This window comes from Pseudomonas sp. B15(2017), from assembly GCF_002113215.1.
Classification (GTDB): Bacteria; Pseudomonadota; Gammaproteobacteria; order Pseudomonadales; family Pseudomonadaceae; genus Aquipseudomonas.
In genome coordinates this window covers 137,800-152,774 of record NZ_NEJZ01000016.1, presented here as the reverse complement: position 1 = coordinate 152,774, position 14,975 = coordinate 137,800, and the positions used below count along the sequence as shown (strand labels likewise).

At 62.1% G+C, this 14,975-nt stretch carries 12 protein-coding genes, 1 pseudogene and 1 riboswitch; of the genes and pseudogenes, 2 read left to right on the top strand and 11 right to left on the bottom strand.

Translation table 11 applies throughout. From position 1 onward, the window contains the following. Window positions 1-39: 39 nt before the first annotated feature. The 11 genes and pseudogenes from CAF73_RS22190 to CAF73_RS22140 all read right to left on the bottom strand — a co-directional run bounded on the left by CAF73_RS22190 (window position 40) and on the right by CAF73_RS22140 (window position 13,531). Window positions 40-924, bottom strand: a complete 885-nt coding sequence (locus tag CAF73_RS22190) for an alpha/beta fold hydrolase (protein ID WP_085700572.1) — start codon at window positions 922-924, stop codon at window positions 40-42. A 322-nt stretch (window positions 925-1,246) separates the two neighbouring features. Beyond that, window positions 1,247-1,933, bottom strand: a pseudogene (locus CAF73_RS22185) (pseudouridine synthase); the annotation flags it as partial. A gap of 33 nt (window positions 1,934-1,966) precedes the next feature. Beyond that, window positions 1,967-2,185: a cysteine-rich CWC family protein gene (locus CAF73_RS22180; RefSeq protein ID WP_085700573.1), complete on the bottom strand. Its 219-nt coding sequence runs from the start codon at window positions 2,183-2,185 to the stop codon at window positions 1,967-1,969. A gap of 5 nt (window positions 2,186-2,190) precedes the next feature. Next, window positions 2,191-3,678: a sensor domain-containing diguanylate cyclase gene (locus tag CAF73_RS22175; RefSeq protein WP_085703833.1), complete on the bottom strand. Its 1,488-nt coding sequence runs from the start codon at window positions 3,676-3,678 to the stop codon at window positions 2,191-2,193. 169 nt (window positions 3,679-3,847) lie between these two features. Next, window positions 3,848-5,620, bottom strand: a complete 1,773-nt coding sequence (atzF, locus tag CAF73_RS22170; protein ID WP_085703832.1) for an allophanate hydrolase — start codon at window positions 5,618-5,620, stop codon at window positions 3,848-3,850. A gap of 25 nt (window positions 5,621-5,645) precedes the next feature. Next, window positions 5,646-9,278: an urea carboxylase gene (gene uca / locus CAF73_RS22165; RefSeq protein ID WP_085703831.1), complete on the bottom strand. Its 3,633-nt coding sequence runs from the start codon at window positions 9,276-9,278 to the stop codon at window positions 5,646-5,648. A 175-nt stretch (window positions 9,279-9,453) separates the two neighbouring features. Continuing rightward, a complete protein-coding gene (locus CAF73_RS22160) occupies window positions 9,454-10,095 on the bottom strand; it encodes an urea amidolyase associated protein UAAP2 (protein WP_085703830.1) in 642 nt (213 codons plus the stop codon). Window positions 10,096-10,106: 11 nt separating this feature from the next. Beyond that, entirely contained in the window at window positions 10,107-10,832 is a 726-nt protein-coding gene (locus CAF73_RS22155; RefSeq protein ID WP_085700578.1) for an urea amidolyase associated protein UAAP1, read from the bottom strand. 12 nt (window positions 10,833-10,844) lie between these two features. Next, window positions 10,845-11,633 (bottom strand): ABC transporter ATP-binding protein, encoded by a 789-nt coding sequence (locus tag CAF73_RS22150; RefSeq protein WP_085700579.1) that lies wholly within the window; start codon window positions 11,631-11,633, stop codon window positions 10,845-10,847. After that, complete coding sequence (locus CAF73_RS22145; RefSeq protein WP_085703829.1) at window positions 11,630-12,445, bottom strand: ABC transporter permease; 816 nt, start codon at window positions 12,443-12,445, stop codon at window positions 11,630-11,632. Before CAF73_RS22145 ends, CAF73_RS22150 begins: the two co-directional genes overlap by 4 nt. 18 nt (window positions 12,446-12,463) lie before the next feature. Further along, the gene (locus tag CAF73_RS22140) at window positions 12,464-13,531 is read right to left on the bottom strand and encodes a putative urea ABC transporter substrate-binding protein (protein ID WP_085703828.1); all 1,068 of its coding nucleotides are present in this window, start codon (window positions 13,529-13,531) and stop codon (window positions 12,464-12,466) included. A 63-nt stretch (window positions 13,532-13,594) separates the two neighbouring features. Then, window positions 13,595-13,695, bottom strand: a riboswitch (guanidine-I (ykkC/yxkD leader). A 284-nt stretch (window positions 13,696-13,979) separates the two neighbouring features. On the opposite strand from CAF73_RS22140, the gene CAF73_RS22130 reads away from it, so the two are divergent. Together CAF73_RS22130 and CAF73_RS22125 are read left to right on the top strand one after the other, a co-directional pair. Continuing rightward, window positions 13,980-14,243 (top strand): hypothetical protein, encoded by a 264-nt coding sequence (locus CAF73_RS22130; RefSeq protein WP_085700677.1) that lies wholly within the window; start codon window positions 13,980-13,982, stop codon window positions 14,241-14,243. 178 nt (window positions 14,244-14,421) lie between these two features. Then, entirely contained in the window at window positions 14,422-14,823 is a 402-nt protein-coding gene (locus CAF73_RS22125; RefSeq protein WP_085700582.1) for a hypothetical protein, read from the top strand. Window positions 14,824-14,975 lie beyond the last annotated feature (152 nt).

Below are 14,975 nucleotides of genomic sequence, written 5' to 3'. Positions count from 1 at the left end.
GAATCTCAGCTCTGCAGGCTTGCTCGCGAGGACGCTGTTTCAAATGGCCAATGCATGGTGATCCTGGACTAACTGGTAACGCGTTCGGCTGGCCTGCTGCGCCGGTTTCAGGAAACCGAGCAGGGCGTTCTGGCTGTCCCGGCAGGCGGACTTGTGTTCCATGTCGAGGAAGTGTCCGGTGGCCTGCAGGGTGGTGAAGGTGCTCTGCGCGACGTGGTTGCCGAACAGGCGCGCGTCTTCGGCGGCGGTGTATTCGTCCCATTCGCCGTTCATGAACAGCACCGGCACGTTGATTTTCTTCGCCGCGTTCAGATAGCACTGACGGTCGCTGTGCAGCACGTCGTTGATGTGGAAATGCATCTGCCCGTATTCGTGCTCGGCCAGGCTGCTGACGTGGCGATAGTTGAAGCGCTTGAACAGCGACGGCAGGTGTTTGCCGATGGTGTTATTGACCAGGTGCCCTACCCGGTCGCCGTCACGTTGGCCGAGGCATTCGACGCCGCGTTCCAGGTAATCAAGCATGTGCGCGTTGATCACCGGGGAGAACGAGCTGATCACGGCTTTTTCGATTCGCCGAGGCTGATGGGCGAGGGCGACCATGGTCGCGGCGCCACCCCAGGAGAACGACAGCACGTGTTCGGCCGCGAAGTGATCGATCAGCTCCAGCAGGATCAGACCTTCGACTTCTTTCGTCAGATGTTTCTCGTGGCGATTGTGGACTTTCGACTTGCCCGCGTAGGGCTGGTCGTAGCAGACCACATTGAATTGCGGGTGCAGGTTTTTCACGGTTTGTGCAAACGACGCAGTCGTGGCCATCGAGCCGTTGACCAGGATGATGGTCTTTTCTGCGGCGTCTGCGCGATAGAACTCCGTGTAAACCCGATACTGACCCTGTATATCCAGCACAGCGATTTCTGGCCTCATGTCATAAGACTCCTGGCAAGCAAGCGGGTATGCGCGCAAATAGAGATTGCACGAGCTTTGTGACAGGTAGGCATACGCCTGGAATTTTGGAGCCCATGTCGATCCGGAACGGCAGGTCGACGGGTATTGTTATTGGCGGGCAATCTGTCGGCTGAGGCGCAGCCCTGAGGGCTGTCTACCGGCAAAAAGTTTCTTGGAAGTTATATGTGACTCATCGGTCACAATTTGGCCGACGTCCTGATTCAAGCAGGGGGATCCGGATCGCGCAAGTGCCGTTGGTAAATTGTTCGACAACTTCTGCTGAGCGGTCGGCCGCTTGGAACAAATGAATCTCTTCGGTGCGCAAGGCCCGGTATTCGCCCGGTTTTAGCGCGTTATCCAGGTTCAGCAGGCCCATGGATTCGCGGTGCAGCCGCAGCACTTTGTTGTTGAAGTGACCGAACATGCGCTTCACCTGATGGTAGCGACCCTCGACGATGCTCAACCGCGCCGTTCGCGGGCCGAGCACTTGCAGTTGCGCCGGTTGGGTGGTCAGGTCTTCGAAGGCGAAATAGATCCCCTCGGTGAACTTGATCGCATATTCCGGGCCGATCTCCTGCTCGGTCTCGACGTAGTAGACCTTCGGCAGTTTGGTCTGCGGCTGGGTCAGGCGCCGCGACCAGGTGCCATCGTTGGTGATCAGCATCAGCCCGGTGGTGTTGAAGTCCAGACGCCCGGCGATGTGCAGGTCGTCCTTGTCCGGCTCGTGGATCAGGTCGAGCACGGTCGGGTGCTCGGGATCGCGGGTGGCGCTGACGCAGCCCTGCGGTTTGTGCAGCATGAAATAGCGCGCCGGTTTACCGCTTTGCAGCACTTCGTCGTCGACTTCGACGCGGCTGAATTCCAGGACTTCGCTGTGAGGGTCGCTGACGACTTTTCCGTCAATGCGCACGCGCTTTTCCACCAGCAACAGGCGAACCTGCTTGCGGTTGTAGCGGGGCAGGTTACTGAGGAAACGGTCGACACGCATGATCAGGAATCGGCAGGCAGCGGGGCGCGCATCTTACGGGATCGACGGCTTGGCCGCTTGCAGTTGCGCTTCGACCTGGGCGCAACGCGGGCACAGGCAGGATTGGTCGCGCAGTTGCGGCGGCAGGGCTTCGAGCACTGCCGGATCGATGGTGACGCCGTAGCACCAGCAGGCGCGGTCGGCGGTGCGCGGGTCGGCCAGGGTGCAGTCGTTGCGGGCGCCACAGGCCGGGCAGAGGTCAGGTTTGTTCATGGGCTTCAGGCATAGGTCGAGTGAGGCATTTCCACGCAGGTGCGATTGCGGCCAGTCTGTTTGGCCCGATACATCGCATGATCGGCCCGGGACAGCAGGCTGTGCAAGGTGTCATCCCGTTGCAGGGTGGTGGCGCCGATGCTGACCGTCAGATTCAGCGTGTGACCGTTGTAGGCATATTCATGCTGTTCGACGTGCTGGCGGATCTTCTCGGCAATCTTCTGACCGGTCTCGCCGTCGGTATCCTTCAGCAGAACGATGAATTCCTCACCGCCCCAACGGCAGACGATGTCGGAATGGCGCAGGCAGCTTTGCAGGTCCCGGGCAAAGCCGATCAAAACCTGATCGCCGGCCATGTGTCCGAAGGTGTCGTTCAACTCCTTGAAGTGGTCCAGATCCAGAAGCAACGCTGTCAGTGGTTTTGGCTCGCGGCGGGCTTCCTGCAGGGCTTGCGCGGCGAGCAGGTCGAAGCCGCGGCGGTTGGGCAGTTCGGTGAGGCTGTCGAGGGTGGCCTGGGCGTGGATCTTGTCCTGGTAGCGTTTGATCAAGCGGTTGACCAGCCACAGCACGATCAACGTCACCAGCAGGCAGATCAGCAGATTGATATACAGCGACTGGCGGATTTCGCTCAGCGCGCCGTCTTCACGTTTGTCGACGAACAGGTACCAGTTCAACTCGGGAATGAACCGCACGTTGAGGAAATGTCCCTGGCCGTGGGCGGAATATTCGTAGCTGCCGCTGTGGGGTTTGGGCAACTGGCTGACCAGGCTTTTCATGCTGTCGAGATCGTTGAGGCTTTTCCCGACCCGCGCACCTTCCGGGCCGCCCTCGGCGCCGGTCAAGACCAGTCGGCCGAAGGTGTCGACGAAGTAAACGCTGCGTTGATAGCGCTGCTGGTACTTGTCGATCAGCTTGATCACCGCATCCACCGTCAGCCCTACGCCGGCGGCGCCGATGAAGCGATCGTTGTAGTCGTAGACCTTGTAGTTGATGAAGAAGGTCATGTTGTCTTTGTTGGCCAGGTCCGGGTCGACATTGATCTCGTACGGATCCTTCATGTCGCGCACGCGGAAGTACCAGGTGTCACGCGGCTCGTCGATTTTCACCTGCTTGAGCACGCCCTTGGCGTGGTAGTAGGTGTGGGTGCTGTTGGAGACGAAGAACGCGGTGTAGGCGCCGTAGTGGGTCATGACCTCGTCGAGGTAACGGGTCATCTGGTCGCTGTCTTTCTCGCCGTTCACCACCCAGTCGCGCATGAAGGTGTCGCGCGACATCATCGAGGAAATCAGGATTGGTCTGACGAGGTCTTTCTGGATTTCCGAGTACACCGTGTCGGAGGTCAGCGGCAGTTCGGTGTTGACGATGTTGTCGCGGATCGAGGCCCGCGAGGCGTAGTAGCTGAGCAGCGAGGTGGCGAGGAAACCTGCGCCGAGGAAGGCGACCAGAGTCAATACCAGCGAACGTTGGGAGTAAAACGCAGATCTGAGCGGCATTGGCAATTCCGTTGACAGTGACCCGATGGGCAGCATTCTAGTGGCACGGCGGGGAAAAGACTGCGGGATTTGTGCCTGAAATGCGGGGGGATCAGCCGGGCAGGTGTGTCTGGAGAATGGCTTGCTCATCCAGCCCCCCTCCCGGAACGAAAGGGGGCCGGTTTTAGAATCAGGTTCTGGTTTGCAGATACGCTCGCCACCCACCCAAATGGCTGATATCGGTTGCACCTTCCAGGCCGTAAGGTTCGCAGATGAATCCGCTTTCCCATCGGCCATCCGCCAGTTGCACCTTACCCAGGCCCAGCGGCGCCGGGATCCCGGTCAGGAACGAGCCCAGTTCACTGCTCGGTAACTCCCAGACTTCCACCGCGATGGCCACGCCACCGTCGGCCACGCGCAGCATGCCCGGGCGCAACGGCGGGCCACCGGCCAGGGCATAAAGTTTGTAGTCCTTCGAGCTGCAGGTGGCTTCGATCAGGCGTGCGCCGCGCTGACGCAGTTGCCAGTTCAGGGCCAGTCCGTCCAGATGCGCACCGCAGACCACCAGTCGTGCACGGTCATGGCGCGCCGGGTTGTTCGGCGTCGGCAGCGCGCGATCCTGCTGGCGCTGCAAGGCATCGGCCACGCCCAGCAGATACTGATCGGTGAACGCTCGACCAAACAGCGTCACACCCCACGGCAGCCCGTTGGCCATGAAACCGCCGGGTACGGCGACGGCGGCGTAATCGAGCAGGTTCATGAAGTTGGTGTAGTAGCCCAGTTCGGAATTGCGCAGCACCGGTTCCGCGTCGAGCTCCGCCAGCGTCACCGGACGACCAATAGTGGGCGTGAGCACGCAGTCGAGTCCTTCCAGTGCTTTATCGCAAACGGCTTTCAGTGCTTGCAGGCGATATTGCGCACGGAACGTCTGCACGCCGCTGACGGCTGGTGCCTTGGCCAGCACCGCGCGGATCACCGACAGCACCGCCGCAGGATTTTCTTCCATCAACTCGCCGGCCACGCTGTAGCGCTCGGCCACCCACGGCCCTTCATAGAGCAACCGCGCCGCTTCGAGGAATGGCGACAGGTCCAGCTCGACAGCCTCACCGCCCGCTGCCTTGAGCCGGTCAATGGCATCGCCGAACAGCCGCGGGCCCTCCTCACAGCCGAAAAATTCCAGGTCTTGCGCACGTGGTACACCGAAGCGGAACGGCCGTGGTACGCCGAACGCGGAACCGTCATTCCATGACGGATTACTGCGGCTGTATTCGTCCCTCGGATCGAGGTGCGCGGTCAGCGCCAGGAGCTGACTGGCTTCCCGCGCCGTTGTGGTGAACGTGGTGACGCAATCGAGCGTGCGGCAGGCCGGCAGCACGCCGGCGGTGGAGATCAGCCCTTTGCTGGCCTTCAGACCCACCAGATTGTTCAACGCCGCCGGCACCCTTCCGGAGCCCGCGGTGTCGGTGCCCAACGCGAAACTGGCGACGCCGAGCGCCACGGCCAGCGACGAGCCGGCACTGGAACCACCGGAGGGATATTCCGGCAGCACGCTGTTCGGGCAAGCGCCGTACGGTGATCGGCTGCCATTGAGGCCGGTGGCGAACTGGTCGAGGTTGGTCTTGCCGAGCGGAATTGCGCCCAGCGCCAGCAACTGTTCGACGATGGTGGCCGAACGTTCGGGAACGTAGGCGAATGCCGGACACGCGGCCGTGGTCGGGACACCGGCCAGGTCAATGTTGTCCTTGATCGCGAACGGCACGCCATACAGCGGCAAGCTCTCTGGATCGCGGCCGTCGAGGCTGGCGAGGTACGGCTCCAGTTCCTCGACGCTGAGCAGATGAATAAACAAGTGATAGTCGGGATTGAGCGCAGCGGCTTTTTCCCGCAGGGCCAAGAGCAATTTGCGGGGGGTGGTCTGGCCGTCGCGGTAGGCCTGGCGCAGGGCATCGAGTTGCAGATTCATGGGGTCATCCTTTGCAAAAATGGGTTCAGTCGAGTTCCAGCACCACGACCCGTTGACCGGCGCGTACCGCCGAACCGGGTTGCACGCGAATCTCCCGGACCACGCCGGGCAGCGGTGCGAGTACGGGGATTTCCATCTTCATCGACTCCAGGATCACCAACGCATCGCCGGCCGTGACGCGACTTCCGACCTCGACCTGGACCTGCCACAGGTTGCCGGCGATATGGCTGTCGACACTCTGCTGACCGCAGGCCAGTGGCATTTCTTCGCAGCTTTGCGACACGGCCTCTTCGCTGTCGAAATGCGCCTGGCCGCTGGCGATCCAGCGTTCGCGCTCGGCGTTGAACGCGGCTTGTTGCTGCAGGCGAAAGGCGTGGATGCTCTCGGCCTCGCGGTTGAGAAACGCTTGATATTCTCCGAGGTTGAGCTGGCTCTGTTCGATGTTCAGGTCGAAGCGGCCGAGAGGAAAGTCGCGGCGGATGCGCAGCAGTTCTTCGGCGGTGACCGGGTAGAAACGGATCTGATCGAAAAACCGCAGCAGCCACGGTTTGCCTTCGAACGCGGCGACTTCGCGATATCGGTTCCACATCTGCAAGGTACGCCCGACGAACTGATATCCGCCCGGGCCTTCCATGCCGTAGACGCACAGGTAGGCGCCGCCGATGCCCACCGAGTTTTCGGCGGTCCAGGTGCGCGCCGGGTTGTACTTGGTGGTCACCAGCCGATGGCGCGGGTCGAGCGGTGTGGCGACCGGCGCACCGAGGTAGACATCACCGAGGCCCATCACCAGATAGCTCGCATCGAACACTGTGCGTTGCACCTCGTCGAGGTTGGGCAGGTCATTGATGCGGCGGATGAACTCCAGATTGCTCGGGCACCACGGCGCGTCCTTGCGTACGGTGGTCATGTATTTCTCGATCGCCAACTGGCAGGCCGGATCGTCCCAAGACAACGGCAGGTGGACGATGCGCGACGGTACTTGCAGATCCCCGGCAGCGCACACGGCATCCCACTCGCCCGCGACGATCCCGAGCAGATCGGCCAGCGGCAGTTGTTCGGGCTGATAGTGGATCTGCAGTGAACGAATGCCGGGTGTCAGGTCGATCACGCCGTGCAGGTTTTTGCCTTCCAGCGCCTGGATCAGTGCGTGGGCCCGGAAGCGCAGGACCAGATCCAGCTCCGGGGCGCCGATTTCCAGCAGCAGATGGGTATCGCCGGACACACGCCCGACCAGCCGCTTGTCGTCCTGACCCAATTCCAGAACCACAGGCGAAACCAGGCCCTGTGGGAGCTGGCTTGCCAGCGACAGGGCCCGAGCAGACACCGCGTCAACTTCATCGCTGGCAATCGCGCTTTCACAGGAATCCCATTTCAGAGTGAGATCGCGTGCGGTCTTGAGGTCGACGGGCACGAACTGCACTTTGTCCCCGGCCTTGAGTTGACCCAGTTGCCAGAGATCCGCCTCGATCACCGTCACCGGGCACACGAAACCGCCAAGGCTCGGGCCGTCCGGGCCGAGGATCACCGGCATGTCGCCGGTGAAGTCCACCGCACCGATGGCGTAGGGATTGTCGTGAATGTTCGACGGATGCAGGCCGGCCTCGCCGCCGTCGGCGCGCACCCACTCCGGTTTCGGTCCGATCAGGCGCACGCCGGTGCGGCTGGAGTTGAAATGCACTTCCCATTGCGTGGCGAAAAAGGTGTCGATGTAGTTTTCAGTGAAATACTCAGGCGCGCCATGGGGGCCGTAGATGACGCGGATCCGGCGCACGGCAGGTAATTCGCTGACGTGATGGGGCGCCAATGTCTGCCCGGCGCTGCGCTCACTCAGGGCAGCCAGATGCAGCACGTCACCGGCGCGCAAGGCACGTCCGCCATGACCACCGAACTGACCGAGGGTGAAGGTGCTTTTGCTGCCCAGATAATCCGGCACTTGCAACCCGCCGCGCAGGCACAGGTAGCTGCGGGCTCCGGCGCCCGACAGATTGCCCAGATGCAGCTGGCTGCCCGCGGGGATCAGCAGGGCGGTATTCATCGCCTGCGGCTGACCGTCGAGTGTCAGGGCAATCGGTGCGCCGGTCACGGCCACCACCGCCTCGCAATTGAAGCGCAGCAACGGCCCGCTCATGGTGACTTCCAGCGCCGCCAGGCCTTCATCGTTACCCAGTAGACGATTGCCCAGACGCAACGCGCGACTGTCCATCGGCCCCGAGGGTGGCACGCCGACCGCCCAGTAGCCGAGGCGACCGGGGTAGTCCTGGACGCTGGTCTGGGTGCCGGCGCTCAGCACTTCAAACGTGTTGGCCCGGTACACCAGGCCTTCCAGGCAACGGGTCCAGGGCTGGCCGCTGGCGAAAGGCGTATCGAGCAGAATCTGCCGCAGGTAGTCGCGGTTGGTTTCCACGCCGTACAGCTGGCTGTCGCCGAGGGCCTGATGCAGATCGGTGCGGGCCTGTTCGCGGGTCGGCGCCCAGCTGATGATTTTGGCGATCATCGGATCGAAGTAGGGCGGGATCTCACAACCGGCCTCGACCCAGGTGTCGATGCGCAGGTGCCGGCCATTGGCGACCGGGAAATCGACCGCCGTCAGCAAGCCGGGGCTGGGCTGGAAATCGCGGCCCGGATCCTCGGCATACAGCCGCGCCTGAATCGCATGCCCTTGCGGTTGCAGGCCTGCGAACAACTCGGCCAGCGGCGGCAAGTCACCGGCCGCCAACTCGATCATCCAGCGCACCAGATCGACGCCCCACACCTGTTCGGTGACGCCGTGCTCAACCTGCAATCGGGTGTTCACTTCCAGAAAATAGAAGCGCTGCGCATCGCTGTCGAAAACGAATTCGACGGTGCCGGCGCTGCGGTAACTCACTGCCTTGGCCAGTTTGATCGCCGCTGCGCACAGCTCATCCGCCATGCCTTCGGGCAGGTTCGGTGCCGGGGTTTCTTCAAGGACTTTCTGATTGCGCCGCTGCACCGAGCAATCGCGCACGCCGAGGGCGATCACCGCACCGTGGCCGTCGCCGAACACCTGCACCTCCAGATGCCGCGCACGCTGGATGTACTTCTCGATGAACACGCCGGCGTCGCTGAAGTTGTTCTGACCGAGGCGCTTCACTGCGTCGAAAGACTCGCTCAGTTCGCCGGGGTTACGGCACACGCGCATGCCGATGCCACCGCCACCGGCAGTGCTTTTGAGCATTACCGGATAACCGACCTGTTCGCCGGCAATCAGTGCGGCCTCAAGGCTTTCGAGCAGTTCGGTGCCTTCAAGCATCGGCACACCGTGCTGTTTGGCCAGGGCGCGTGCGGTGTGCTTGAGGCCGAACACCCGCAGTTGCTCCGGTGTCGGGCCGATGAAGGCAATGCCATGGTTTGCGCAGGCTTCGGCGAACGCGGCGTTTTCCGAAAGGAAGCCGTAACCGGGGTGGATTGCTGTGGCGCCACTGGCTTTGGCGATGGCGAGAATCTTGTCCACGGCCAGATAGGTGCCGGCCGCTGCCCCTTCGCCGAGACTGTGCGCTTCTTCAGCTTGCAGGATGTGCAGGCTGGCGGCATCGGCTTCGGAGTAGACCGCGACGCCTTCGACGTGCAGTTCATGCAAGGTGCGCAGAATGCGGCAGGCAATCGCGCCACGGTTCGCAATCAGGACTTTTTCGAACATGGAGAATCCCCCGGAGCCCGCGCAGGTGGCGGGCTCGACTGGGAGGCGGGCCGTCCCGCCGTTTTTGTTCAGGCGCCAGGGTCGTCCCCGACGGCGAAATCACTTCACTTTTTCAGGCACTGGCCCGAGCGCGCCTGGCACAGGGCAAACAACCAGCGGCGCAGACGGACGAATTTCAGTTCCATACCAGTAGCTCCGCAGGTGTCGGGTTGTAGGCGTTGCACGGGTTGTTCAGTTGCGGGCAGTTGGAAATCAGCACGATCACGTCCATCTCCGCGCGCAAGTCGACGTATTTGCCGGGGGCGGAAATTCCGTCTTCGAAGGTCAGGCCGCCCTCGGCAGTGACCGGCACGTTCATGAAGAAATTGATGTTCGGCCCGATGTCACCTTTGCCCAGGCGCCCGTCGTGAGCGCAGGCGCGCAGGTAGTTGTCGCGGCAGCTGTGCATGTAGCGTTTTTCCAAGGCGTAGCGCACGGTGTTGCTCTCTTGCGCGCAGGCGCCGCCGAGGGTGTCGTGGCGGCCGCAGGTGTCGGCGATGATGGTCAGCATCGGTTTGCCGAGGTTGGAATACAAAACGCTGCCGGTGCTCAGGTAGACGTTGTTTTGTCGACGCAATGTGCGCTGCACGTCGTAGCGCTCACGGGGATTGGCGACGCTGTAAAACAAGGTGTCGACCGCCTGATTGCCTTCCAGATCAAGGATGCGCAGGGTCTGGCCGGCCTTGACCTCCATCAGCCAGGGTTCGCCGGCGGGAATGGTGGCGCGGTATACCGCCGCGTCCGGTTGTTTTTGCGAAGTGGCGATAGCAACTGACATGGCGACGATCCTCAGGCGAACAAACGGTCGGTGTTGATGAAGCCGCGCTCGTTCTCCGGGCGCGAGGTACGGCAGTGCTCGGCGACGCTCGGGTCGGCGTTCATCCAGCTCAGCTTCAGCGGTTTGGGCGCGTATTGCGGCGACGGATCCAGTGGATGTTGCAGGGCTGTGAGCACAACCAGGGTGTCCATCGGTGCATAGAGTTCGATGTAGTCACCGGCCTGCGAATGGCCTTCGACAAAGTGCAAACGCCCGCTGTCGTCGACGTTGACCCGGCTGAACAGGTTGAGGGTCATCAGCAGGTCGGACAGGCCCAGCCCCCACTTGCCGAGCTCCACCAGCAGGTTGTCGGTGCCGTTGCGAAAGAAGCCGTTGCGCAGTTCCTGATAGCGGCCCTGGCCGTATTTCTCCGCGACTTCCTCGGCGCACAGCACGCCGCCGAGACTGTCACTCCAGCCGCAGGTATCCGCCGTGATCGCCGCCAGCACGCGGCCCATGTCCGAGTAGAGGCAATGGCCCGCGGTCAGCTTGGCGGTGTGTTGACATTTGAGGCTGTCGGGCAGGTTCAGGCGCTCGGTTTTTTCGTTGGCGTTGAGCAAGGTCAGGCTGACGTTGGCACCACCGCGCAGATCCGTCAGGCGCAGCAGCTGCCCGCGTTTCAAGACGAAGGAGCGATGGCCGCCGCCGGGCAGGGTTTCTTCGGCGAAGGGCGGGAAAATTCGGGTTGAATCAGTCATGGAAGGTTCCTCTCAAGCGGTTCGAAGGGCGCTCGCCAGTTGCTCCGGCAGGGCGTCGACGGCGGCGCGTTGGGCACGGCGGTCGCTGTTCAAAGGGATGTCGTAGGTGATGCGGGCGCCATAGGCGCCGGGGGCGTGCGGGTCGAGGCGGACCTTGTCGAACACCAGCAGACGGGTGCCGAGGCTGAAGCCTTCGGACAGGTCGTGGGTGACCATGAATACGGTCAGTTGCGTCTCGCGCCACAGCTCCAGCAGCAGCGCGTGCATGTCCTTGCGAATGCCCGGATCGAGCGCGCCGAACGGTTCGTCGAGCAGCAACACGCGCGGTTTCATGATCAACGCCTGGGCGATCGCCAGCCGCTGTTGCATGCCGCCGGACAGTTGCGCCGGGTACTTGTCCAGCGCATGGCCGAGGCCGACTTTTTGCAGCAGCGCCGTGGCCTGTTCGCGGGCGTCGCGTTTGGCGCTGCCGAACAGACGCCCGAGCAGTGGCGCCCGGGGCAGTTCGAGGCCGAGGGCGACGTTGTCCAGCACGCTCAAGTGCGGGAACACCGAGTAGCGCTGGAACACCACGCCACGGCTGGCATCCGGTTCGCGGGCCAGTGGCTGGCCGTCGAGCAGAATCTCGCCGCGACTGGCGGTTTCCTGACCCAGTAGCAGGCGCAGGAAGGTCGATTTACCGCAGCCCGAAGCTCCGACCAGCGTGCAGAACTCACCCTCGTTGACGTTGAGGTTCAGCCCTTCGAGCACCACTTGGTCGGCGTATTGCTGCCAGACGTTTTTCACTGTGATGAAGCTCATTTGGCTGCTCCCTCATACCAGGGGAATGCACGCCGGGTCAGGCACTTGAGGCCCCAGTCCATCAGCCAGGCGAGCAGGGTGATCCACACCACGTACGGCAGAATCACATCCATCGCCAGGTAACGACGCACGAGGAAAATCCGGTAGCCCAGACCGTCGGTGGAGGCGATCGCCTCGGCGGCGATCAGGAACAGCCACGCCGAACCGAGCATCAGCCGCAGTGAAATCAGCAGACGCGGCAACAGCTGCGGCAGAACCACACGCAGCATCAGGGTCCAGGTCGAGGCGCCGAGGGTCTGCGCCTTGATCAGCAGTTCGACCGGAATGTCCCGCGCGCGCTGTTCCAGATCTCGGGCGAGAGCCGGGGTGATACCGATCACGATCAGCATCACCTTCGACAGCTCGCCGAGGCCGAAGACGATGAACAGAATCGGCAGGATCGCCAGGGGTGGCACCATCGATAACACCGTCAGCATCGGCGACAACGGTGCGCCGAACAGCGGCAGGGTTCCGGCCGCGATGCCCAGGCACAGCCCGGCCAGCGCGGCGATACCGAGACCGATGGCCAGGCGTTGCAGGCTCGCGGCGGTGTCCTGCCAGAGCAGATATTCACCGGTGCGGCTGTCGGCATTGAATGCCAGGCGTTTAACCGCATCGGTCATCTGCACGGCACTGGGCAGCAGTTTGTCGTTGGGGTTCTCCGCCAGACGTTCGGCCGAGCCCATGAAATAGGCGAACAGCACCAGGGCGAACGGCAGGATCACCAGCAGCAGACGACTGGGGCGATCCGGGTGGCGATTGATCAGGCGCATGGCCAAATCCTCCGTGGCTTACAGCTTGGCGTCGGCGGCCATCTGCACGTAGGTCGGATCGAAACGCAGCTTGAGATTGGCGGTGTCGCCGCTGGTCACGCCGTTGGCGAACGCCATGCCGACCGCACTGGTGTCTTTCGCGCCTTCGCCGAGCAAACCGTGCTCAAACGAAAACTCGGCGACCCTGCGCATGGTTTCCGGCAGCTGCTTGCTGGTGGCGAACGCCAGGGCTTCTTTGGGGGTGGCGAACAGTTTGGTGGTGTCCAGTTGCGCCTGGAATCCGGCCAGGTCGGTGCCCGAGGCCTTGGCCATGTGCTCAAGCGCGGCTTTGCTCGCAGCGTTTTTTGCGTTCATCAGCTCGACCACTTCGAACCACGCGCCGGTCAGCGCCTTGCCCAGGGCCGGGTTGTCTTTGAGGGTGGCGCTGTTGACCACCATCATGTCCATGATTTCGCCGGGGATCTGGCTGGAATTGAAGACTTCGGTCACGCCGGGTTTGGCCTTGATGTCCGAGAGCATCGGGTTCCAGGTGGTGACGGCGTTGACCTGCTCGGTGTTGAAGGCGGCAGAAATGTCGGCGTCGGAGGTGTTGACCACTTTCAGGTCTTTCTCGGTCAGGTCGACCGAGTCCAGCGCGCGGGCCAGCAGGTAATGCGAGACCGACAGTTCGACCAGGTTGACGTCCATGCCCTTGAGGTCGGCAACTTTCTTGCCCTCGCCTTTGAGAACGATGCCGTCGTTGCCGTTGGAGAAATCGCTGACGATCAGCGCGGTGCTGTCGACGCCGCCGGCGGCCGGGATGGTCAACGCGTCCATGTTGGTCATGGTGCAGCCGTCGAACTGACCGGCGGTGTACTGATTGATCGATTCGACGTAATCGTTGAGTTGGACTACGTCGATCTTGATCCCGTATTTCTTCGCCCATTTATCGACGATGCCCTGGCTGCCGGCATATTCCCATGGCATCCAGCCGGCGTAGATCGTCCAGCAGACACTGAAGTGGTCTTTCTGCGCGGCGGGGGATTGGGTGCTGACGAGCGCGGCGAACGCGGCGGCGAGAAGGGCGGGCAAACGTAGTCGGGACATGGTGGCTTCTCCAGTTGATCGAGGGCGGACAGGAAGGCAACGCGGCACCGCGAACGGTGGCTTGTCTCCCGGGCTTTTGTCCCGCCGTGTAACCTCAACTGGAGGTCGCCAACTCTCGGACCAGCCACTCGCAGATGCGAGCCGGAACCCTAGTCAGCCATTGCAAATTGTGGTGCCGCGAACCTGTGATGACTCCTGCACGGGTTTGCTAAAGCGAGAGGCGTGCCAAGTCGCGGCGAGCCTTCTGCGACGCGGCTTGCGGGTGGAAGGATGCGGTTGGCAGGTGGCGGCGGCGCTTTGTGTTGGTGCGCGCCTGCACCGTGATGCAGCGCGATGGCCGCTGATCCGATGCTCGGTGGGGCGTGGGCACTCGGTAGCGGTCAGCCAGTCAAACGTGATGTCAGCCGGTCTGTGCCGACTGCTGTCACAGGTCTTTCAGGAGGCCGCCATGCGTATTTCAAAATTGCTGCGTTGGGTGCTGCCGGGAGCAGTGCTCGGTCTGGGGCTGTCCGGTTGTTACTACTACGCCGGCGGCTACGATGTTTATTCCTCGCCCTATTACTATCCCGGCTATTACTCGCCCTATTACTACGGTGGTTATTACGGTCCGCGCTACTACGGCGGTGCCCGCTATTACTACGGCGGTTATGGCTATCGCGGCGGCTATGGACGGGGTTATCACGGCGGTGGATACCACGGTGGGCACCACTAATCAGCGGCTGAATGAAGGCGTTTTTGGATGAACAAGGTTTCATGAAGCACTTGTTTCAAGTTGTTGCAGAAACGCACCAGATGCCGAAAACGCTGTCTGATTTTTCGTCAGTCGCCGAATAAAAGACTGACGCCTGCCAGCGTCGCTGGTGTGGCTACCCGCGGTCCAGGAGGCCGCCATGTATCGCCGAATTCTTCTGTTTACCGTGATGCTTTTTTCCCTTGGCGGATGCGTCCCTTATTCCTACGGAGATGGCTACTACAGCTCAGAGGTCTACACATCGCAGGCACCTTCGTATTACAGCGGTGGCACTTATTACACCGGCGGCAGCACGTACTACTCGGCGCCGCGCTACTACCAGCCAGCACCGCGCTATTACCAACCGGCTCCACGCTATTACTCGGCGCCTCGTTATTACCAACCGGCCCCGCGCTACTATGAGAGCCGTCGCTGGCACGGTCATGATCGCGGACGCTGGGATGACCATCGCCGCGGTGGCTGGGATGATCGTCGGGGTCGCGGCAACTACGACCGTCACAGCGGACGCGGCGATTACAACCGGCACGGCAACCGCTGGTAACCCCTCGCAAAAAAGCGGCGCATTGAGCGCCGCTTTTTTTGTGCCTGCTTTTTGTGCTGGTGTGGATCGCACCATCTCCTAGGGGGTTCTCGGATCCCTCCTACAGTTTTACTTCTGAACATTTGTTAGCGTTTGTATGCACATGTTGATGT

Bases quoted from the DNA above. Each gene is read 5' to 3' on its own strand.
- uca (WP_085703831.1), bottom strand. From the start codon at position 9,278: ATGTTCGAAAAAGTCCTGATTGCGAACCGTGGCGCGATTGCCTGCCGC.
- atzF (WP_085703832.1), bottom strand. From the start codon at position 5,620: ATGAATCTGCAACTCGATGCCCTGCGCCAGGCCTACCGCGACGGCCAG.
- CAF73_RS22145 (WP_085703829.1), bottom strand. From the start codon at position 12,445: ATGCGCCTGATCAATCGCCACCCGGATCGCCCCAGTCGTCTGCTGCTG.
- CAF73_RS22180 (WP_085700573.1), bottom strand. From the start codon at position 2,185: ATGAACAAACCTGACCTCTGCCCGGCCTGTGGCGCCCGCAACGACTGC.
- CAF73_RS22190 (WP_085700572.1), bottom strand. From the start codon at position 924: ATGAGGCCAGAAATCGCTGTGCTGGATATACAGGGTCAGTATCGGGTT.
- CAF73_RS22155 (WP_085700578.1), bottom strand. From the start codon at position 10,832: ATGACTGATTCAACCCGAATTTTCCCGCCCTTCGCCGAAGAAACCCTG.
- CAF73_RS22150 (WP_085700579.1), bottom strand. From the start codon at position 11,633: ATGAGCTTCATCACAGTGAAAAACGTCTGGCAGCAATACGCCGACCAA.
- CAF73_RS22175 (WP_085703833.1), bottom strand. From the start codon at position 3,678: ATGCCGCTCAGATCTGCGTTTTACTCCCAACGTTCGCTGGTATTGACT.
- CAF73_RS22160 (WP_085703830.1), bottom strand. From the start codon at position 10,095: ATGTCAGTTGCTATCGCCACTTCGCAAAAACAACCGGACGCGGCGGTA.
- CAF73_RS22140 (WP_085703828.1), bottom strand. From the start codon at position 13,531: ATGTCCCGACTACGTTTGCCCGCCCTTCTCGCCGCCGCGTTCGCCGCG.
- CAF73_RS22125 (WP_085700582.1), top strand. From the start codon at position 14,422: ATGTATCGCCGAATTCTTCTGTTTACCGTGATGCTTTTTTCCCTTGGC.
- CAF73_RS22130 (WP_085700677.1), top strand. From the start codon at position 13,980: ATGCGTATTTCAAAATTGCTGCGTTGGGTGCTGCCGGGAGCAGTGCTC.